The 20,711-nt window shown below is 43.7% G+C and carries 18 protein-coding genes and 1 riboswitch; of the genes, 3 read left to right on the top strand and 15 right to left on the bottom strand.

The genetic code is table 11. The annotated features are described in order from the left end of the window. Nucleotides 1-13: 13 nt before the first annotated feature. The 11 genes from CA600_RS10265 to mscL form a co-directional block, all read right to left on the bottom strand. Nucleotides 14-679, bottom strand: a complete 666-nt coding sequence (locus tag CA600_RS10265; protein ID WP_094870094.1) for a nucleoside recognition domain-containing protein — start codon at nucleotides 677-679, stop codon at nucleotides 14-16. Nucleotides 680-714: 35 nt separating this feature from the next. Beyond that, nucleotides 715-1,914, bottom strand: coding sequence for a D-alanyl-D-alanine carboxypeptidase family protein (locus CA600_RS10270; RefSeq protein ID WP_094870095.1), 1,200 nt, complete (start codon nucleotides 1,912-1,914; stop codon nucleotides 715-717). 166 nt (nucleotides 1,915-2,080) lie between these two features. Next, nucleotides 2,081-2,590 (bottom strand): GerW family sporulation protein, encoded by a 510-nt coding sequence (ytfJ, locus tag CA600_RS10275; RefSeq protein WP_094870096.1) that lies wholly within the window; start codon nucleotides 2,588-2,590, stop codon nucleotides 2,081-2,083. Nucleotides 2,591-2,674: 84 nt separating this feature from the next. Continuing rightward, nucleotides 2,675-3,388 carry a DUF2953 domain-containing protein gene (locus CA600_RS10280; RefSeq protein ID WP_094870097.1) on the bottom strand — a complete coding sequence of 238 codons (714 nt, stop codon included), beginning with the start codon at nucleotides 3,386-3,388 and terminating at the stop codon, nucleotides 2,675-2,677. A 185-nt stretch (nucleotides 3,389-3,573) separates the two neighbouring features. After that, nucleotides 3,574-4,176: an SMC-Scp complex subunit ScpB gene (gene scpB, locus CA600_RS10285; protein WP_094870098.1), complete on the bottom strand. Its 603-nt coding sequence runs from the start codon at nucleotides 4,174-4,176 to the stop codon at nucleotides 3,574-3,576. Continuing rightward, nucleotides 4,145-4,936, bottom strand: coding sequence for a segregation and condensation protein A (locus CA600_RS10290; RefSeq protein WP_094870099.1), 792 nt, complete (start codon nucleotides 4,934-4,936; stop codon nucleotides 4,145-4,147). Before CA600_RS10290 ends, scpB begins: the two co-directional genes overlap by 32 nt. Before the next feature lie 136 nt (nucleotides 4,937-5,072). Further along, nucleotides 5,073-5,540, bottom strand: coding sequence for a 6,7-dimethyl-8-ribityllumazine synthase (gene ribH, locus CA600_RS10295; protein ID WP_036676377.1), 468 nt, complete (start codon nucleotides 5,538-5,540; stop codon nucleotides 5,073-5,075). A gap of 36 nt (nucleotides 5,541-5,576) precedes the next feature. Beyond that, on the bottom strand, nucleotides 5,577-6,830 hold the full coding sequence (locus tag CA600_RS10300) for a bifunctional 3,4-dihydroxy-2-butanone-4-phosphate synthase/GTP cyclohydrolase II (protein WP_094870100.1): 1,254 nt from the start codon (nucleotides 6,828-6,830) through the stop codon (nucleotides 5,577-5,579). 62 nt (nucleotides 6,831-6,892) lie between these two features. Continuing rightward, nucleotides 6,893-7,561, bottom strand: coding sequence for a riboflavin synthase (gene ribE, locus CA600_RS10305; protein WP_094870101.1), 669 nt, complete (start codon nucleotides 7,559-7,561; stop codon nucleotides 6,893-6,895). A 101-nt stretch (nucleotides 7,562-7,662) separates the two neighbouring features. Beyond that, the gene (ribD, locus tag CA600_RS10310; protein WP_094870102.1) at nucleotides 7,663-8,763 is read right to left on the bottom strand and encodes a bifunctional diaminohydroxyphosphoribosylaminopyrimidine deaminase/5-amino-6-(5-phosphoribosylamino)uracil reductase RibD; all 1,101 of its coding nucleotides are present in this window, start codon (nucleotides 8,761-8,763) and stop codon (nucleotides 7,663-7,665) included. Between the two features lie 216 nt (nucleotides 8,764-8,979). Next, nucleotides 8,980-9,155: riboswitch (FMN riboswitch) on the bottom strand. 318 nt (nucleotides 9,156-9,473) lie between these two features. Further along, entirely contained in the window at nucleotides 9,474-9,878 is a 405-nt protein-coding gene (mscL, locus tag CA600_RS10315) for a large-conductance mechanosensitive channel protein MscL (protein WP_076284542.1), read from the bottom strand. 522 nt (nucleotides 9,879-10,400) lie between these two features. Between mscL and CA600_RS10320 the strand changes: the two genes are divergently transcribed. Together CA600_RS10320 and CA600_RS10325 are read left to right on the top strand one after the other, a co-directional pair. Next, nucleotides 10,401-11,111 carry a response regulator transcription factor gene (locus tag CA600_RS10320; RefSeq protein WP_094870103.1) on the top strand — a complete coding sequence of 237 codons (711 nt, stop codon included), beginning with the start codon at nucleotides 10,401-10,403 and terminating at the stop codon, nucleotides 11,109-11,111. Then, nucleotides 11,108-12,211: a sensor histidine kinase gene (locus CA600_RS10325; protein ID WP_094870104.1), complete on the top strand. Its 1,104-nt coding sequence runs from the start codon at nucleotides 11,108-11,110 to the stop codon at nucleotides 12,209-12,211. The genes CA600_RS10320 and CA600_RS10325 overlap by 4 nt, the downstream gene beginning before the upstream one ends. A gap of 109 nt (nucleotides 12,212-12,320) precedes the next feature. Here the strand turns inward: CA600_RS10325 and CA600_RS10330 are convergent, their stop codons facing one another. Further along, nucleotides 12,321-15,773 (bottom strand): collagen binding domain-containing protein, encoded by a 3,453-nt coding sequence (locus CA600_RS10330; protein ID WP_094870105.1) that lies wholly within the window; start codon nucleotides 15,771-15,773, stop codon nucleotides 12,321-12,323. 278 nt (nucleotides 15,774-16,051) lie between these two features. On the opposite strand from CA600_RS10330, the gene CA600_RS10335 reads away from it, so the two are divergent. Next, the gene (locus CA600_RS10335; RefSeq protein WP_094870106.1) at nucleotides 16,052-16,810 is read left to right on the top strand and encodes a YwaF family protein; all 759 of its coding nucleotides are present in this window, start codon (nucleotides 16,052-16,054) and stop codon (nucleotides 16,808-16,810) included. Nucleotides 16,811-16,868: 58 nt separating this feature from the next. Here the strand turns inward: CA600_RS10335 and CA600_RS10340 are convergent, their stop codons facing one another. From CA600_RS10340 to CA600_RS10350, 3 genes are all read right to left on the bottom strand, one after another. After that, on the bottom strand, nucleotides 16,869-17,300 hold the full coding sequence (locus tag CA600_RS10340) for a peptidylprolyl isomerase (RefSeq protein ID WP_042190291.1): 432 nt from the start codon (nucleotides 17,298-17,300) through the stop codon (nucleotides 16,869-16,871). Between the two features lie 145 nt (nucleotides 17,301-17,445). Continuing rightward, nucleotides 17,446-18,780 (bottom strand): diaminopimelate decarboxylase, encoded by a 1,335-nt coding sequence (gene lysA / locus CA600_RS10345; protein ID WP_094870107.1) that lies wholly within the window; start codon nucleotides 18,778-18,780, stop codon nucleotides 17,446-17,448. Between the two features lie 127 nt (nucleotides 18,781-18,907). Continuing rightward, nucleotides 18,908-20,560 (bottom strand): spore germination protein, encoded by a 1,653-nt coding sequence (locus CA600_RS10350; RefSeq protein WP_256989805.1) that lies wholly within the window; start codon nucleotides 20,558-20,560, stop codon nucleotides 18,908-18,910. Between the last annotated feature and the right edge of the window lie 151 nt (nucleotides 20,561-20,711).

Here is a 20,711-nt window from a genome sequence, read left to right on the forward strand (position 1 = left end):
GTACAAGTCATGTTCACCCTTTCAATGAAGAATTAGGCAGCGAAGTCTTCGCCATTGGAACAGAACCAGACTTGGCTGACGGCGGCTTTGGAGGTTTGCGCAACAATGTCATCCTTCGGAAAAAACGGTCCGCCGCAATCGCTGCAAGAGTCGCCACTGCTGTTGCAGCAAGGGTTGTGCCGACTATCCCCGCAGGATCTGTCGAATTATAATTCAATCGGATCGCAATTAGGGTCGCGGGAATCAGCGTAATACTTGCTGTGTTAAGCGCTAGCAAGGTACACATGGCTGGTGTGGCCGTTTCTTTATCCGGATTGAGCTTCTGCAGCTCCTGCATCGCCTTGATCCCCATAGGTGTAGCCGCATTGCCAAGTCCAAGCAAATTAGCGCTCATGTTGGAGAGAATATATCCGATTGCAGGATGACCCTTTGGCACATCTGGAAAGAGGAAGGCTACGATTGGCCCAAGAATCTTGGCTATTTTTTTAAGCAAACCAGCATCCTCTGCGATCCGCATGATTCCTAGCCAGAATACAAGTACACTTATTAGGCCGAAACTTACTGTAACCCCACTCTTGGCTCCGTCGAATACGGCGGCTGTAAATTCATCCATTCTGCCGTTAACGGCGGCGAACAGAAAACCGATGATGATCATTCCTAGCCAGATCCCGTTAATCATGGATACGCCTCCCTCTTCATTAATCAGCTAGCTGCTTACTTGGAACTTTCGCCCAATTTAAATAACGCCTTCAGTGCACTCCCTATAGCCTGAAACCAATCATCGGCAGGATAAGTTAGCGCTTGCGTTGTACTATATTTTTTAGTATAAGCAGATTCCTCAGGAGGTAAGGACTCTCGTGTATACACTGGAACCCGGCCTATCTCCTTGCCACCGAGATCTAGAACCAGAACCCCTTGCAATCCAAAGTTCGATCTTGCTGCTTGAGCGGGTTCGGTAATCTTTTGATTTAAGACAAGTTTGGTGGTCACTCTATCCTGCTCGCCTGGTCCGAGCGGATAGGCAAATTTTTTAGCTGTCACGAAGTTATAACCGCTCACGGGGTCCCCGCGTTCGATCATTGTTTTTAGTGGGTAGTGATTAAACCCAAAGTTCAGCAGTGAGGCATGATCATTCCAGTCATCTCCATCATTTATGGTGACTGCGACAAGCTGCTGTCCGTTTCTGGTCGCAGAGCTGACAAGGCATCGTAGCGCTTTTTTGGTATACCCTGTCTTCACACCGTCAGCACCCTCATATAAGTACAGCATTTTATTCTTGTTTCTCCACTTGTAATCCCATTTCTCATTTGGATTGTCAGCAGTTTTCTCCTGCGTCTTCACGATTTGCTTAAATACAGGATTGTGAAGAGCATACGCCGTCAGTACAGCTAAGTCATTAGCACTCGAATAATGGCCTTCAGCATCTAGACCATGCGGATTAGCAAAATGAGTATTTTTTAATCCGAGCTCTTCAGCTTTATTGTTCATCAGGTATACAAACCCTTCTTCAGAACCGCCGATATGTTCAGCGATCGCTGTTGCCGCATCATTCCCTGAGCGCAGCATTAAACCATACAGCATATTTTCCAGCGTCATCTCTTCACCTTGCTGTAAATAAATAGAGGAGCCTTCTTTGGCGAAAGCATTTTTACCAACTTTGACTTTTGAGGCTAAATCACCATTCTCAATAGCAACGAGGGCGGTCATTATTTTAGTCAGGCTGGCAATAAGCATAGGCTCATCTCCTCGACTGCTATACAAAATACGCCCGGATTCCACATCAATCAGCGCCGCTGCCCTTGCATGCGTAGATATGGAGCTGTTCTCCGCATGAATCAACGTTAGCGGTGTCAGAAACAGCAGCAAAATGCTCAGTAATAAGGCGATTGGAAATTTACGGGTTATTGTCTTCATATTTATCCTCCGGATTCTTATCGGTTCTTAAGTAGAGTGATTCATTTCATGCCTATGTTGTACAAGTGTATGCGGACCAGCCTTAGGGTATGTCCTCTCCACACAAAAAGGGACACCGCCTGATGTATGGCGATATCCCCGAGGCTATTTGAACAATTATGTGTATCTAATGTGTTGAAGATTGAGATCTACTTGGATCGGGTTTAGCAGGTGCTTGTGAGGCTTGAGCTGGTGGTTGTGAAGCTTGAGCAGCGGGTGTCCCAGCTTGGCTTGAGGAACTGCTGCTTTGGAACATCGTCTGGATTTTGTCGATGAGCCCAGGTGTAGCATCGATGATTTTCTCGAACAAATGTGTTTGATTGTCGAGTGGCACAATGTTCACCCCATCCTTACCAACCACTAGAAAAGCGATCGGTCTGATGGAAACACCACCCCCGCTACCGCCACCAAAAGGAAGCATTTTGACGCCGCCTTGGGAGCTGGATCCACTTATAGAATCCTCCACTCGATAATCACTACCCCCTGCAGCAAACCCAAAAGCCACCTTACTGATCGGCAGAATAATACTACCATCAGGTGTTTGTACTGGATCTCCAACAATCGTATTAACATCTACCATACCCTTAATATTTTCCATCGCTGTTTGCATTAGGCCCTGAATAGGATGGTCGCTCATATTGTTTCCTCCTTTGATTGAGTACGATTACTCTTGCTTCTACAGCGCTTATCATCCCCACTTCCACACATTTGTATGTAACTTTCATTCTAAACTTTGCCCGTGAGGTTCCCTTCGCATCCGTTTTAGTAACTTTCTCCACTTACCGATTCCCCCCGACACTCGCAAGACACGTAGAAGCAGCCGCAATAATGCGTATAAGGTATAGGAAACGGACATTTTCCCCTCACATACCAACTCCATTGAAAAACTTGGCTCATCCTGAAAAACAGGCTTCACAAACACTCGTGGATTATGTTTCAATTTAACCCTCTGCGAAATAAACCCTACGATGCTCCATTTCAATCCCCAGGCGGCTCCTGATGCTATGGCTGTGTCTGCTGCATCACCTAGTGAGAAGTCCGTGGACCAGTCAAGCTTTGATATTTTGACATGAGATACGGTTTCCTTAAACCACTTCTTCAATCCACGTGTAGATCTCACTGCTAGCTGTATATTTTCCCGCCAGTGTTCTACTCTCTCTTTATCGAAATGCTCTTCCTTTACAGTATCGACACCTGTTGTTGCCGTACCCGTTTCTTTAAACTTCCCAATCACGCCTTGCTCCAATCCCTTAAAGACCAATCGGGGCAGCTCATAGTGGAGTTTGATCAGACCAAAAAGAGTTTTAACATCTAACTCGAGCAGATCATTTTTGTCATGTTTATAGCACCGGATGCGGAAATCAATAGATGAAGACAAAAGCAGAATCATTGCCACTACCAGCAATCCGAGGGGAATTCCAAGCCATAATGTCACGTATTTACCTCCAAGAAACCTTAATTATGGGAACCTTTGGTTTAGTATGGCAATTTATGCTGGAAAAAATTCGGGGTTTGATTAAAAAATGTGGCCATTCATAAAAATAGGGACAGCCCATAAACCATATCAATGGTTTATGGGCTGTCCCAGCAATACAAATCATTGCGGAATAACAAAAAAAGCTATGATTGCTCAATATCCTCAAACGACATTTGGGTATCCAGCTTATTGAACAATAGCTGTGTCTCCTCTTCCAAATTATCAGTGGATTCGAAGTTTGATGGTTCTGGCAGCTCATTCAGACTTGCGAGACCAAAGCTCTCCAAGAATGATTTCGTCGTCCCATACAAGATTGGGCGCCCTATGGCTTCCGCACGACCTACCTCATGAATCAAATCCTTATTATTCAGCGTATGAATGGCACGTTCCGATTTCACGCCTCGAATCTCTTCGATCTCCACCCGTGTAATCGGCTGACGATAGGCCACGATCGCCAATGTCTCTAATGCAGCCTGAGACAGCGTTGATCTGGAAGGGGAATAAGCCAAACGCTCAAAATAATGGGCGTGCTCAGGCAAGGTTGCCAGCCGATAATTCCCAGCAATTTGGACTACCTGCAGCCCCCGTTCCTGTGTTACATAATCCTCTTTGAGTTCTTCTAATGCTCCAGCCGCTAGCTCTGGACGCTGCTCCGTAATTTCGGCAACTTGCCGCACAGAGATCCCTTCATCACCTGATAGAAACAACAGGCCCTCAATAATCGATTTCAGCGTTTTGTAATCCATTGAAGTGTTCTCCTCCTCTCCACTCCATTACGATGTCATCAAACAATTTCTCTTGGTAGCACAATATCGCCTTCATTTTCATCAGTTCCAGAATCGCAAGAAAAGTAACTACGATCTCGTGTCGCGCCATTTCATCGTGCAGCAGTGCTGAGAAGTGGAGCCTTCCGCCCTTTCCTCTGCGCTGCAGCGCATCCGATACATCACGTATACGATCTTTTACCGATATTTCGTCCCGGGTGATCCGCTGGTAAGATGACCTTCTTGCCGCCTTACTTAGTGCTTTACGGAAAGCAGCTATAAGGTCGGAAGTATGTAATCCTTTTAGCGTATGGTCAATCTCTTCTGGCACGAATGGCCCCAGATCCTCCGGCTCCTTCGTAAAAATCAAGCTCCGCTCGCTCTCCATATCCATTAAATGAACAGCAATACTCTTGAATTTACGATACTCAATCAGTCGCTGAACGAGTTCAGCTCGTGGATCAAATTCATCTTCTTCGTAATATTCAAAATCATCGATCTCAATGACCGGTGGTTTGGGCAGCAATAGCTTGCTCTTTATAGATAATAGGGTTGCGGCCATCACGAGAAATTCACTCGTAATATCCAGTTCAAGCTCCTGCATACTTCGCAGGTACTCCATATACTGTTCGGTGATCTCGGCGACCGGAATGTCCTGGATGTCGATTTCCGCCTTATCAATTAAATGCAAAAGCAGATCCAGCGGACCTTCAAACGTTTCCAGCTTGTACAATACAGTCACGAAGCATCCTCCCGCCAAAAAAAAGTAAAGTGCAGCGCCCAAATGGACGCTACACAAGTAGAAAGGGCTCTATAATCCATGCTTTCTTCTTATACTATAAATAAGCACGAATTCGACTGATTCGTCAATAGCTGTCTTACTTAAACAGTTTGTTAAGATTCGCCATTTCAATCGCAGCAGTCGCAGCATCCCAGCCTTTATTTCCTGCTTTGGTTCCTGAACGCTCAATGGCCTGTTCAATATTTTCAGTAGTAACTACGCCAAAAATTGTCGGTACGCCGGTTTTAAGATTAATAGCAGCTACCCCTTTAGCGACTTCATTACATACATAATCATAATGCGTTGTAGAGCCACGAATAACGGTTCCTAAAGTGATTACAGCGTCATATTTACCGCTTTCCGCCATTTTTTGAGCGATCAACGGAATTTCAAACACACCTGGAACCCAAGCTACATCCACCTCATCATCACCAACACCGTGGCGTTTAAAGGCATCTAGTGCACCGGATAATAGCTTACTGGTAATAAATTCATTAAAACGTCCTACTACAACTCCGTATTTTAATCCTTCGGAAACTAAATGTCCTTCTAAATATTTCGGCATATCATTCATCTACCCTTCGTTTTTTATTGTGTGTGATTATACTTTGGAATCCTCATTTTGTTCAATGTCGTCAAAAGACAGCAAATGTCCAAGCTTCGCCTGCTTTGTATGGAGATAATTGGTGTTATCTTTATTTTCCGGCATTTGTATTGGCACACGCTCAACAACTTCCAGTCCATAGCCCTCCAGCCCTTTGATCTTACGCGGGTTGTTGGTTAAGAGACGAATTTGGCTTATCCCTAAATCCTTCAGAATCTGTGCACCGATCCCGTAATCACGTAAATCTGCTGGAAAACCAAGCTTTAGATTGGCATCTACAGTATCGAGTCCTTCTTCTTGAAGCTTATAAGCTTTAAGCTTATTAATAAGACCGATGCCTCTGCCTTCTTGGCGCATATAGAGCAATACGCCTCTACCAGCAGCTTCGATCTGTCGAAGCGCTGCTTCAAACTGGGGACCACAATCGCAGCGATGGGAGTGGAATACGTCACCCGTCAAGCATTCGGAATGTACTCGTACTAACACGGGCTCATCACCAGAAATATCGCCCTTCACCAAAGCTACATGTTCTTTATCATCCACTTCATTCGTATACGCAATGGTCTGAAACTCACCGAAATCGGTAGGCAGACGCACGGATACCTCACGATTCACGAGCTGTTCCTTTTCATTACGATAGTGAATGAGATCCTTGATACTGATCAACTTCAGATCATGCTTCTTCGCAATTTCAACCAGATCAGGCAACCGGGCCATCGTGCCATCTTCCTTGATGATTTCACAAATCACACTGGCCGGATATGCACCACACATACGGGCTAAATCAACAGCAGCTTCTGTATGTCCGGAACGGCGCAGTACGCCGCCTTTTTTCGCAATCAGCGGGAACATATGGCCAGGTCTACGGAAATCAGACGGCTTCGCTTTAGGGTCAATCATGGCCTTTACAGTCAAGGATCTTTCCCCCGCTGATATACCAGTAGTTGTATCTATATGGTCAACGGATACAGTAAAGGCTGTGCCGTGATTATCTGTATTGTGACTGACCATAGCCTGTAGTTCAAGCTCTTCCGCACGTTCAGCGGTAATTGGCATACAGACCAAACCACGTCCCTCAGTGATCATAAAATTGATGACTTCTGGTGTCGCCCGTTCAGCAAGAGCTATAAAATCCCCTTCATTCTCACGATCTTCATCATCCACGACGATGATGACTTTGCCGCGCATTAAATCATATATCGCTTCTTCAATCGGATCCAAGACACTATCCTTCTTCGATTGTTCGCTCATGATCCTATCCTCCTAATAGCTTTACGAAGGGTTATTTCCATCTTCGTAAGCTTACTCATTATTTATACAAATCCGTTTGCCGCCAAGAAATCACGACTAATCCCGGAGCTGCTATCATTTTCTTCATCCTGTGCAGCAGAGCCATAATGCAGAAGATGATCTACATATTTGCCCAGGACATCACACTCAATATTTACACTATCCCCTGCCCGCTTATAAGTTAGCACAGTTTCCCCTAGCGTATGCGGAATAATGGATACAGTAAACGATGAAGCCGTCGTCTTTACTACTGTTAAGCTAATGCCATCAATCGTGATCGACCCTTTAGGGATGATATATTTAAACAGCGATTTGCGATCCGGCGCAATCTCATAGACTACTGCATTCTGATCACGCTTTACGCTTTTGATGACAGCAGTGCCATCTACATGTCCCTGAACAATATGACCTCCAAACCGACCACCGGCAGCCATTGCTCGCTCCAGATTCATCCTACTGCCAGGACGTAGCTCCTTCAGATTACTGTTTCGATAGGTCTGAGGCATGACATCCACAGTAAAATAGTTCTCGCCTAAAATTGTCGCTGTAAGACAGACGCCATTAACCGATACGCTATCACCAATCTTCAAATCATCCATGATGACGGAAGCGGCAATGTTCAGCACCATCATTTCTCCACCGGCGGAGACACTTCTCAGAGTGCCAACTTCTTCGACTAATCCAGTGAACATGCTTTCCCTCCTAGGAGTTTTATGTGAGTAACACTTCTCCGCTATCTCTCCGAACAAAAATTGCTCTGGAAGCACACGATTAAGTTTTGTAACCATTCACTTTAGCGTACCGGAGTACCGCTGATACATACATTATCTCCGAGCACTTTTACTTCCAATCCCTCCAGAGAAATCGCATCCTTCATTAACTCTACACCTGGAAATACAAACGTCCCTTTCGCTTCAGCACCACCGCCAACAATCTTTGGAGCGAAAAAGAGAATCACTCGATCAACTAGCCCACTCTCCAGCATCGCACCATTTAACGTACCTCCGCCTTCAAGTAAAATCGATCCGATTTCCATTTCACCAAGCGTTACCATAGCAGCCTTCAAATCCACGCGTGGTCCTGCTCCGCTAACAATGATTTGCACACCTGCTTGAAGAAGCGCTGCTTTCTTTTCAGCATCTGCAGCTTCAGTTGTCACGATGATAGTAGGCGCTAGACCGTCACTTACAACTGCTGAATCCAATGGAATACGTAGTCCAGAATCAATTACAATCCGTATCGGACTAATGCCCGGCACTTCCGTTCTTGTGGTCAGTGAAGGATTATCTGCAATGACTGTGTTCACACCGACCATAATTCCCTGATGCCGATGCCGCAGTGTATGTACGATCTCCCGCGCTTCTCCATTCGAAATCCATTTACTGTCACCAGATTTGGTAGCTAGGTTACCATCCAGCGTACTGGCACTCTTGAGTGTAACAAACGGCTGTTTTGTCAAAATATATTTGATAAACCGCTCATTCAGCCGCAACGCACGATCACGCAGCAACCCTACCTCTACTTCAATACCAGCTTCACGCAGCATTTGAACCCCACGACCCGCCACCTGAGGGTTAGGGTCTTCACAAGCGACTACCACTCTGGCTACTCCCTCGTCGATCAGCCTTTGGCTGCAGGGCGGGGTCTTACCATAGTGGCTACACGGTTCGAGTGTTACATAGGCAGTGCTGCCTTGAGCTTGACCAGCCGCCATGTTCAAGGCATGCACCTCAGCATGACCCGTTCCGCGCTGCAAATGAGTTCCAAGCCCAATCATCGCTCCATTTTTTACAACCACGCAGCCAACAACTGGGTTAATTCCGGTCTGTCCTTGGGCCCGTTCTGCCATATCCAGCGCTAGCGACATATAAAACTCGTCATTCATGTTGTCCATCTCGTTCCTCCTATCCACTTACTGTCTATCTGATGCATAAAAACAGAAAAACCCATCTCATTCTCCAGGAGGAGTAAAGATGGGTTATGCGAGAGTTTAGCGGCAGTCCAAATAAAAGTGTGCGTAAATAACCGTCAAACGACGGTAATTGTGAAATATCGCACATAATAAATGAAAACACTGCAGTCCACCTGTCTAAAACAGACAAGCGGTTAACCTCTCCTTCTTCCATCCAGACTATACTGTCGGTCCCGGAATTTCACCGGGTCCACCGTTCGCGTCAACAACGCGAGCCGGGTAGCGGACTAAGTGTGGTAGATAAACTTAAGAAATAAGCACTCTACAACAACATCACCGCCGGTAGGGAATTACACCCTGCCCTGAAGGATTGATCCTTTATTTAATTGAGGTTCAAGTTTTCCTTACTAACAAAATTATCACTTACACCTTCGAAATGCAAGTGCGTTTTATATATTTACTTAAAATTTGTAACTTGATTCTGAGAGGTATGGTGATTACAAGAAGAAACGATATGGTTTTATATTAACAAACTTTTATAAGAATTCGTCTCTCTCTTACACATCCATCCCTTTTATTGGGCTATAGAAAGCCAACGGAGGTACAGTTATAATCCATTCCATAATTTCATAAAAAGAAGAAAACAAAGAAGCGCCAGGACTTTATCTCCAGGCGCTTCTTTTCCTTTTCAATTACAAACCACGTTCTTGTTGTTTCAATAGATCACGAATTTCCGTTAGCAACACGATATCTTCTGCGGGTGCTGGCGTCTCCACCACTTCAACTTTAACGGCTTCTTTGCGCTGGAATTTATTAGCCAGTTTAATCACCATAAAGATTGAGAAAGAAATAATAAAGAAATCAACGACCGCCTGCAAAAATTGCCCATAAGGAATAATCAGTTCATTATGCATAACCATAACACTTAGAGCCCGATCCTTCAGATCTATACCACCTGTTATCAAGCCAACAATTGGCGTAATGATGTCAGATACTAATGAAGTCACAATCTTACCAAAAGCTGCTCCGATAACGACAGCAATGGCTAAATCTAGTACATTTCCTTTCAGGGCAAAAGCTTTAAACTCTTTCCACATCTTCCAATTCTCCTCCAACCTATTGAATTTGAAATTATTATAGCATAGCCGCTTCCCAAATCTTAAGACTTGTTAAGAAACTATTAAGTTTACCTTTACTTTTGCCTGCCACCGTTGTTAAGAAATCTCATGTTAAATAAGGATTACGAACTACAAAAAGGAAGATTCCTAACATGGGAACTTTTTCAACTTTAAAAAAAAGCATTCCAAGCCCCAGCTCGTTCTTTCTGCACAGATTCAAACATGGATTGAGGCTCTTCGATGGGAGCAAGCTAAAGGAAATAACAACCTAGAATGGTGCTTCGAGTAATTTGGGTAATTGGGGCTGTACCGACAGCTTTCCCAAGCTATCAGTACTTTTTGGCATCCGCATCTCTGTTATGCAGGCGGCTATATTCTAGCTTTAAGTTTCTCTTGGATCGTTGTTAGTCTTTCAGCACGTGATCTGCCATTTGCCTGAATGTTTTACGGAAATGTATACTTCTTGTAGTAAGGAGGCTTTACAAGAAAGGACGCTGAGTAATGCACAACGCAACATTACTTTTGGTTGACGACGAAGCAGAAATTATTAAACTCATGCAGCTCTATCTGGAGAACGAGGGATACCGCCTGTTCACTGCCCGTGACGGGCTGGAAGCACTTGAAATTATCAACAATGAAACTATAGACCTAATGGTTCTAGATATCATGATGCCCAACATGGATGGTATCGAGGCTTGTATTAAAATTCGCGAAACACATAAATTTCCAATTATTATGTTATCTGCTAAGGGTCAGGAACTAGACAAAATCACGGGACTCAGTGTAGGTGCGGATGATTTTGTTACGAAGCCTTTTAGTCCGTTGGAGCTTGTCGCCCGCATTAAATCTCAGCTGCGTAGAACCCGGAATTACATGTTAGATCTAAGTGCCAAACAGGATGAAATCATCATTGATGGCTTGGTTATTAACTCGGTTACGCATGAAGTTAGCGTGGATGATCAGCCAGTTAAACTTACTCCGAGAGAATTTGCAATTCTGGAGCTGCTCGCCCGTCACAGGGGACAAGTACTAAGCATGGAGCAAATTTACGCTAAGGTATGGAAAGAACAATTTCTCGAAAGCAATAATACGCTCATGGTTCACATTCGAAAAATCAGAGAAAAAATTGAAGCTAACCCAAGAAAACCACAATATTTGAAGACGGTATGGGGCGTTGGCTACAAATTGGAGAAAGGAGGTTCTTCTAGTTGAACTTTAAACGATTCGATACCCTATCCTGGAAAATCGTTGGCTTCAGCTTAACGAGTCTAGCACTTACAGCAGCAATCGTATTGGTCGGCTATTATGGCATATCCCTATTGCTATGGCTAAACCCTTCTCGTTCTTTCTGGGGGGTTAGACTCATCCACTGGGTAATCAATAACATCGGGTCTATTCCTGTAGTGATTCTTATTGGAATTCCTTTATTTATTTTTTTCATCCTTAAACTATCCAGAAATACAACCAGTAATCTTCAAAACATTACGAGCGGGGTTCAAGCTATTGCAGACGGCAATTTATCTTTTCAGGTACCGGTATCAGGTACGGATGAACTTGGTAAACTCGCCGAAAATATGAACCTCATGGCTGGCAAGCTAAAATCAGCTATAGAGGAAGAACGAGCAGCTGCGAAAGCCAAAAACGACCTAATTACAGGAGTATCACATGATCTCCGAACCCCTCTAACTTCTGTACTCGGATTTCTGGAGTATGTAGAAAAGGATCGTTATAAGACCGAGGTCGAGCTTCGTTATTATGTGAATATTGCCTATGAGAAATCTCTGACTCTTAAAAAGCTAATTGACGATTTATTCGAATATACACGAGTTAGCAGCAGCGGGCTCCCCCTTAATATTGAGCCTGTTGATCTCGGAAAGCTGCTTGAACAGCTTGTCGAGGAATTCGCTCCCGTACTTGAGCAAGCGGATATGACCTATCATATTCATACGGATAAGGACCCTTTGATTATCCTTGGTGATGCGGATGAGTTAGTTCGATTATATGAGAATCTATTTACCAATGCGGTTAGATACGGTAAAGAAGGTAAGATTCTAGATATTACAGTTTATAGAACAGACGATAGAGTGATTGCTACATGCAAGAATTACGGCAACCCGATCCCTGCCACGGATCTCCCCCACTTATTTAAGCGATTTTATCGCGTCGATAAATCACGTTCCCGAGAGACTGGTGGAAGCGGATTAGGACTCGCGATTGCAAAGAGCATCACAGAGCTCCACGGTGGGGCTATTTCTGCCAAAAGCACACACAAACAAACTGAATTTGAGACTTCCTTCCCAGCGATCGATTGATGTTTGTGGGGATGTTTTGAGTTTTGGGCAAACGTAAAAAAGCACCCGACAATTTTTTGCCGGATGCTTTTTTATTTCAATCGCTGTTCATACTCTAAACAAAGACTTGCTACCTGTTTCCCCTCCGTTTAAACACACGGTTTAGAATAAAGCCAATGGCTATTAATCCAATACCAATCATATAAAGCGGTGCAGAGCTACTTTCTCCCGTCTTAGGAAGCTGAGGAGCACTTGAAGTGCTATTGTTCACCGGCCCCTTCGGTACTTCCTCATCAACAATGTCGACTTCTCTTAACGGAACATCTTCATCTGTAATAACTAAATCCGGTGTTCCCACTTCTTCTGATGTCGTGGATTCCAGATTGGTCGTATTCCCAGGGCCAGCAGGTACTGCCGGATCATTGATGATTACTCCCGGCACCAGCGAACTCGTGGATGTTGGTGTCACCGGGCCTCCTGGGATTCCTGATATTGGTGTTGAAGTTGGTGCTACAGTCGGATCTGTTGACGGAGTAACCATTGGTTCCGACGAAGCTGATGAGGTCGGTGTCGGTGTTGCTGTTGGAGCTATAGTTGACTCTGGTGTTGCAGTAGGCGTAGGCTCAATTGCTTTTTGATTTGTAATTACGAGTTGATTCGTTGATGAAGACTGAACGGACACTGGATGCTCTGTAGGATCAAGTACATAGCCAATAGGAGCTATCGTCTCAATCAATACGTAGTTACCCAACCATAATTTATTGAATGTTGCTGTACCTGTGGAATCTGTGGTTAAGCTATTCATAAATACCCGGTCTGAGCCGTTTAGACGATAGAGTGCAAAAGTTGCATCTCCCAGCGTCTTCAAGTTGTCCTCTGCATCCAGCTTCTTGATCATCAAGGAGCCTCTAACCCCGCTACCTGATCCTGATCCACTCGACACACCGACGATAATTTCTTTAGAAGAATCTTTACTAATTTCATTAACATTATGACCACTGAAACGAACAGTATTAGTAACTTTATCTCCTGTATTCGCCATAATCAGGGATTGATAGTCGAGAATATAAGGTTTACTAATCTCCTTGGCGAAGCTTAAATCAAACGACTGCTTGCCGTCTACATCCGTTTTTATTTCTAGGCTGTAATCGATACCCTGAATCAATTCAGGGTATCTTTTGGTTATGTCCCCGTTCTCTGCTACGCTTGTTGGATACAAGTGGAATGAGTCCTGCAGTAAAATCTGATTAGCACTAGGCGTATCTTTGATTACAGCATTCTTCACCGTAGACTGACCGCTATTGATTTGAATACTCCAATCTATTTTATCACCTTTCTGAGCACCATCCTTTAAGAGATATTCATCCCCATGAGGGATCGTTACAGAAGCATTTAAATCCTTGGAAGCCTTCTTTATTCCATCATAAAGATTGGCCTTATTCTCAATAGAAGTACCGATGACTTGGCCTTCAAGACTTGTATGAAAGTCGATATAATAAGCGGAATGAATGCTGTCTTTAAAAGAGACCTTCAACTCGTTAGTAGCACTGACACTATAAGTGTATTTGCTACTGTTTACCTCGACACCTTTCGTTGGGTCTCCATTCTTAGCAACATTCATGGTGTACACTTTCAGCGATCCAGGAACCAGGGTTTGACCCGATTTCAAAATATCCACGACCACTGACTCTGCAACCGTTTTGCTATTATAGTTGACCCCTAATGTCCAAGCTAATTCTTTAGTTGAAGCATTATAAGAACCAAACTTCAAACCATTGCTTTTCGCTTCGGCTCTTGGAATAAATAGCCCTTCTGCTTCTGTTCTGCGAGGAATTTCGGACGTGTCTAACCATTCCATCCTAACCTTGTTATTGAAATTTTCAGTATTAGACCAAATCCATTCCTTATTAAATTCCGTTGTATAGCTAACCGTATAAAGACCAGTAATCTGCGAATTAAAGACCACCTTGAATCCTTTATTGAACTGAACAGGAGCATTGTAAACCAAACTATATTTGGAAGGATTCAATACGGACCCTTTAGTATCTCTAATGACAAGCGATTCTGGGATGAATTTCAATCCACCAAACGGGAACGTTTCTGTAATTTCAACCCGGTCCATTGGATAGTTATCACTGTTTAATGTGACTTTCCATCCAACCGTTTTATTCTGATAATTTACGTCTGATAAATTCTTATACAGAATGGCTGAACGTATTAAACGAGTAGCCTGTTCAGTGTAGGTACTATCCGTAACTGTATTCGTGATTGTAGTATCTGCAAACACACGGTTTACTGCTTTAGTCTTATATTCAATTCGAAAGGGGGAGGATACATCCTGATTAAATTGCAAGGAGAACCCCGTCTTACTCACGTCTGAAGCTGCAACTACAGTGTAATCAAGATCCTTTTTCAAAAGATTTCCTAACGTTGGTGCACCCGTTGAATCCAACTGCACCTTATACACTTTTAACGAATCCGCTACTAACGCTTGAGAATCATCAAATAAATCCGCTAGTTTTGCATCTCCCTGCAAGATCTTTTGTTCATTAAAATTATATTCGATTGCCCAGGAAATGATTTGATTGCTCCAGTCATATCCGCTAGAATACTTGTTCAAACTTCCTCCTCGTTCTACTTGAACAGTAGCAGAGGAACTTACAGGAACTTGCCCCTCTCCTGAAAAAGTCGCTGTATTCGTGAAGCTTAGCCGATGCTCATCAATAATAGCTGTGGAGTATTCAATACGGTAAGCACTCGATATCGCAGGATCAGTGAAATGAACATTTAACGTTCCTCCAGTGAACGCTGTAGAATATTTACTGGTATCGAGTAGTGCTCCTTGCGTTACCGAACCGTCCAACTGGATACTCAGTTGATACACACTCACAGTAACCGGAGAGCTAAGTGACAAACCTGATGGTATAGGGTCCGTTACAACTGCATTTCCAACAGTTTTTAATGATTTATTTACGTCAACCGACCATAGAATATGGTCTGCATTAAAACCCTGAGGAATCCCCCTCTTCTCAATGGTCGATCCTACATTTGGTTTAAAATTCACAGTAACCGTCTGAACACCACCGCTTACCGGAAATAAAATCTGCTGAATAGTACTTCCTGAGATTTTTTGTTTATCAAACTTAGTATTGATCCGAAGCGTTCCTTGCACGTCATCATGCGTTTCTATGTAGTCATTAAAGATCATTGTTACTTGATGTGATAACTGCTCAACTGTAAAAGTTCCTACATCTCCATCCTCTGAGACTAACACACCGTTAATATCATTAAAAAGCCGAAACTGCTCTGGAAGCTGAAAGGTAAAGGTATCTCCCTGCTTGTATTGATGAGCTTTAGGAAGAGACCACGCATAATCTAATGTTACATTAGCATCTTGTTCATAGACGCTATCCGTTACCGTCTGCCCGTCTGCACCATATACAGCCATTGAGACACTGGTGATGATATTCCGCTCTTGATCGATTGCCGCTGCTTGTACTTGTGGAGTGAACCCGATGCCATAAGCATATTGCGCCACAAGCAACAGAATAACGATCATCACACTTATTCTTTTCTTTAACATTATCCTATAGCCTCCAATTCCTTTTCCAATTTGATTTTTCTGTGTTTATATCCCCACTTGAAGCGTAATCTCTGCCATTCCGCATGCTCGATTGCTTCTTATGTAATACCGCGCCCATCGCCCCATCTTATGTTAAAATAATGAAAAGACATCCTTTTGTGGGCAGTTGACAGAATCCATACATATTTAACCATTTTATGGATGTTCAGAAACAGAAAATATCAATGTTTATAAATTTGTTTTTTGAAGTACTTTTCAGGTACGAAGGAGGTTGGTTCATGCATCTTTCATCTTATTTTGATCGACAGCGTACGGAGGATTTCATTATGTTCTCCCCTTCACATTGGATTGCTCTGTCTATCATTACATTGGTCTGTATACTGTTTTACAGTTTAAGATTCGAGATTCGGACTGATGTGAGACTTCGGCAAAGTGTGCGTTTGCTGCTGATCATTATACTTTTATTCTCAGAAACAGGACTTCAAATATGGTACCTCTCTCAAGGCGTATGGCAATCCAGCAGCTCACTCCCATTCGAACTATGCGGAATTACTTTACTATTATCTGTTATCATGCTGATAACTCGCAGCCGAACACTTTACTCCTTTCTATATTTTGCTGGGATAGGTGGAGCATTCATTGCTTTACTCACACCGAATCTGGTCTATCCGTTCCCTCATTTCCGATTTCTACTGTTCTTTATAGCACATGGTGGTATTGTTCTCGCTTCTCTTTATATGACCTGGATTGAGGGCTATAAGCCCACTTGGAAATCTCTCCTGTTCACCCTGTTTGGACTAAACATTGTGGCCGCCTGTGTGTGGATCGCCAATTACATCCTAGGGTCTAACTACATGTTCCTATCTCATAAGCCCAGCACTTATTCTGTATTGGATTATTTCGGACCTTATCCTTATTACCTGCTTGTTGAAGAGTTGTTTGCCTTCTTTGTGTTTCTGCTCATGTATTTAGTATTCTTCTGGGTGCCAGAGCAGCGTAAATCGAGACGTAAAAGAATAAGCCGGATTCCTTATTAAATAAGAAAAAGGCCAGCCTCCGATAATCTGGAGACTAGCCTTTTTAAATTAAGAATTCTTAAGCTTCGATGATTTCTACCGAAGTCATTTTGTCGCGTCCTTTGAAAGTATCAACAAGATCCATACCTTCAACTACTTTACCGAATACAGTGTGAACTCCATCTAAGTGTGGTTGCGGTGCATAGCAGATGTAGAACTGGCTTCCGCCTGTGTTCTTACCCGCATGTGCCATAGCAAGTGTTCCGCGCTCGTGTTTGTTTGGGTTGATTTCGCAGTTGATTGTGTATCCTGGACCACCAGATCCAGTTCCGTTAGGACATCCGCCTTGAGCTACAAAACCAGGGATAACACGGTGGAATGTCAATCCATTGTAGAAACCATCTTTTGCTAGCTTTTCAAAGTTAGCTACAGTGTTTGGTGCATCTTGATCGAACAAGTCGATCAGCACTACGCCGCCATTTTCAAGAGTAATTTTCGCTTGCTTTGCCATATGTAAATGACCCCTTTCAAAATTAACAAATTTAGAATACCTCAATTATATTACTATGAAACCACGCACAAAGCAAAGCAAGCAGGAGTAATTCCTGCTTGCTCTCTATGCCTTACCAGTTTTCCCTACCTAACATTAACGGCTGTTACTTAGCTACAGCAGCTTGTTTAGCGATACGCTCAGGAACAATATCGTTGGCAATAAGATCATTATAGCTTTCGCGGCGCACTACAAGATCGCTGTGTCCGTTCTGAACGAACACTAAGGCCGGACGACGAATCCGGTTATAGTTGCTCGCCATCGAGTAATTGTAAGCGCCTGTGCAGGCTACAGCCAACAGATCACCGCTTTCAGCCTCAGGCAGTTCAACATCCCAGATCAGCATATCTCCGCTCTCGCAGCATTTACCAGCGATGGATACAGTTTCTGTAGCCTCTTCATTCGCACGATTAGCAAGTAATGCCTCGTATTTAGATTGGTACAATGCAGGACGTGGATTATCAGTCATCCCACCGTCAACAGCAACATACTTACGCACGCCTGGAATATCCTTGTTCGTACCTACTGTATAAAGTGTAGTCCCTGCATCTCCAACAATACTGCGGCCCGGCTCCACCCAAATTTCAGGCAAAGCATTATAAATTCCAGCAAAATGAGTCTTCACGGCATCCGTAATTGCACCTACATATTCAGAAACATGTAACGGGGTATCACCCTCAACATAACGAATACCGAAACCTCCACCTAGGTTTACTACACGGAAGTCCACATCCAAACCTTCTTTAACACTACGAGCAAAACTCGCTACACGTTCAACAGCAAGCTGGAATCCATCCGTTTCAAAAATTTGAGAACCAATATGGGAGTGTACGCCAAGCAGCACTAAATTCTTTTTGCTGACTGCTGCTTTAACTGCTTCATAAGCTGCTCCATTACCGATATCAAATCCGAATTTGGAATCGGTCTGGCCTGTTGTAATATACTCATGCGTATGTGCTTCGACACCTGGTGTCACACGTAATAAGATGTTAACCTTAACTTCTTTACGTGATGCAATCGACTGCAAAAGATTAAGTTCTACCAGATTATCGACTACAAAGCAGCCGATCCCGGCATCAATCGCCATTTCAATCTCTTCTGACGTCTTATTGTTGCCATGAAAATGAATACGTTCTGCAGGAAAGCCAGCTTGCAAAGCAGTATAAAGTTCGCCATCCGATACAACATCAAGCGACAAGCCTTCTTCATCAGCCAAACGAACCATAGCCATTACTGAGAACGCCTTACTTGCGTAAGCTACTTGGAACCCAAGTCCAGAGGATTTAAAAGCATCCATATATTCCCGGCAACGTTGTCTCACCAATTGCTCGTCCAATATATATAGCGGGGTTCCATATTCCGCCTTCAATTCAGTTACATCACATCCGCCGATCTCCAAATGCCCAGCATCGTTAATTCGGCTAGTACCGTGTAGAAACATTCTTTAGTCCTCCAATTTCTGTGGAATATCAAGGTTCCACCCTGTCTTTAGTGTATTCAGTATAACAGACAGTGGGAACTCCATTGAATGGACTAATTTGCAGTAGTTTTGTATTTTCCTACGATTGTTAATCATTCTTTTGAGTAGGCGGCACTCTTGTATTGTCTCTAGTTTTATTGAAAGACGGCCTATTCTTCGAGCTTAAGACTGGCTTGCGCACTAGAATTTCACTCATTGCCTTTGCATTAAAAGGTATAAACGGCCACATATAAGAGGAGTTATAGGACCGATGGGTAGTTAGGAAAATAGTCAGTAACGTCGTGCCAATCATAAATCCTGGCACCTGGAATGCCGCAACGGCTACTAATAACACAAGCCTGACTATTCGATTCGCAAGACCCAGCTCATAACTCGGGGTTGCAAACATACCGATGGAGGCAACAGCCATATACAGAACTACCTCATTTACAAACAAACCACTCTGTACCGCTATATCACCAATCAGTATGGCAGCAATCAGACCCATCGCTGATCCTAAAGGCGTTGGTGTGTGTACTGCGGCCATCCGCAGTAAATCAACCCCAAGCTCCACAATTAGAAACTGGGCGAGTATTGGAATTCTGGCGGTCTTTTGAGGTCCAATGAAATCCAGCACAGCCGGCTTTAGTTCAGGATGAATGACAAGCAACATCCATAGCGGCAGCAGAAACATGGACGCAAATATACCGATGAAACGGACCCACCGCAAGTACGTTCCCATAAAAGGAGTCTGACGATTCTCCTCTGCATGCTGACAAAGATCAAAAAAAGTAGTTGGAAGAACAATAACAATAGGTGAGGTATCTACAAACAGTATTACCCGTCCCTCTAATAAATTGGAAGCTACGACGTCAGGGCGTTCAGAATAACGCACCATAGGATATGGATTCCATCCACCGCCGATAATTGCCTCCTCTAATTGTTTATCTGCCAGAGGAATACCATCAATATCAATGCTTTTGATTTTGTCGATAACAGACTTAACTTGTGTTTTATCAACAATATCATCAATGTAAGCCACGCAGACATCTGTCTGTGTCCGTCGTCCAACCCGAAATAGCTCATATTTCAGCCCTGGATCACGAACCCGTCTTCTTACAAGCGAGATATTGCTCAGTAAAGTCTCTGTAAAACCGTCGCGCGCACCGCGCACCACCCGATCAATCGAAGGCTCGGCTGGACTGCGACTAGGATAAGAACGAGTATCCATGATGATAACTTTGTTCTCACCTTCGACGAATAGCACGCTCAAGCCTTCTAGTACTTTCTCGATACTTTCACTTAAAGAATTTCCCTCTTCCACCTGAATGTGAGGGACATATTCATTCATAAAGCTAGACAGCACACCCGTTGACAGATTCTCAGATGTGAGATAGGTCAGACGTTTCAGAATATCATCGGTCACATCTGTATTAGTAAATCCACTTAAACAGAGTAGAGCTGTCTTATGTCCGCCAAAGGACATCTGTCTAAACGTCACATCAAAGCTTGTGCCAAGTCCCATTACCTCAGTAAGTGTTTGTTTCGTATCTTGCAGGGACATAGGGATTTCATCATTACCTTGCCAGTAAATGACGGATTCTTTTAACGAGTTGGAGTGCTCGCGGTCTCGTTTCTTCTGTAGCCCGCCGCTTCCCTTTAGATTACTGTCTTGTGATTCTTGTTGTGCTTGCTTCTTAGATAGTTTGGACTTTGGCGTCACTTTGGCTTGCGATTCTTCCCCTGACTCTGTTGCAGACAATGACCCGCCTGCTTGTTGGGTATTCTGATCTTGCGCCTCATCTTCGGATTCAGAGTCTGAATCTAAGCCGAATAATCTGGCAAAAAATCCTTTACTAGGCTCATTCTGATCCTGATTCCCAAGCTCATCTGAGGCCTCTGCATCCTGCTGG

Source organism: Paenibacillus sp. VTT E-133280, from assembly GCF_002264385.1.
Lineage (GTDB): Bacteria > Bacillota > Bacilli > Paenibacillales > Paenibacillaceae > Paenibacillus_AQ > Paenibacillus_AQ nitricinens.

Excerpts from the sequence above, each read along its gene's own strand:
- CA600_RS10340 (WP_042190291.1), bottom strand. The coding sequence starts at position 17,300 with ATGGCAAAGCAAGCGAAAATTACTCTTGAAAATGGCGGCGTAGTGCTG.
- scpB (WP_094870098.1), bottom strand. The coding sequence starts at position 4,176 with ATGGATTACAAAACGCTGAAATCGATTATTGAGGGCCTGTTGTTTCTA.
- CA600_RS10270 (WP_094870095.1), bottom strand. The coding sequence starts at position 1,914 with ATGAAGACAATAACCCGTAAATTTCCAATCGCCTTATTACTGAGCATT.
- ribH (WP_036676377.1), bottom strand. The coding sequence starts at position 5,540 with ATGCCGAAATATTTAGAAGGACATTTAGTTTCCGAAGGATTAAAATAC.
- lysA (WP_094870107.1), bottom strand. The coding sequence starts at position 18,780 with ATGTTTCTACACGGTACTAGCCGAATTAACGATGCTGGGCATTTGGAG.
- ribE (WP_094870101.1), bottom strand. The coding sequence starts at position 7,561 with ATGTTCACTGGATTAGTCGAAGAAGTTGGCACTCTGAGAAGTGTCTCC.
- CA600_RS10300 (WP_094870100.1), bottom strand. The coding sequence starts at position 6,830 with ATGAGCGAACAATCGAAGAAGGATAGTGTCTTGGATCCGATTGAAGAA.
- mscL (WP_076284542.1), bottom strand. The coding sequence starts at position 9,878 with ATGTGGAAAGAGTTTAAAGCTTTTGCCCTGAAAGGAAATGTACTAGAT.
- CA600_RS10330 (WP_094870105.1), bottom strand. The coding sequence starts at position 15,773 with ATGTTAAAGAAAAGAATAAGTGTGATGATCGTTATTCTGTTGCTTGTG.
- CA600_RS10320 (WP_094870103.1), top strand. The coding sequence starts at position 10,401 with ATGCACAACGCAACATTACTTTTGGTTGACGACGAAGCAGAAATTATT.
- CA600_RS10265 (WP_094870094.1), bottom strand. The coding sequence starts at position 679 with ATGATTAACGGGATCTGGCTAGGAATGATCATCATCGGTTTTCTGTTC.
- ribD (WP_094870102.1), bottom strand. The coding sequence starts at position 8,763 with ATGGACAACATGAATGACGAGTTTTATATGTCGCTAGCGCTGGATATG.
- ytfJ (WP_094870096.1), bottom strand. The coding sequence starts at position 2,590 with ATGAGCGACCATCCTATTCAGGGCCTAATGCAAACAGCGATGGAAAAT.
- CA600_RS10335 (WP_094870106.1), top strand. The coding sequence starts at position 16,052 with ATGCATCTTTCATCTTATTTTGATCGACAGCGTACGGAGGATTTCATT.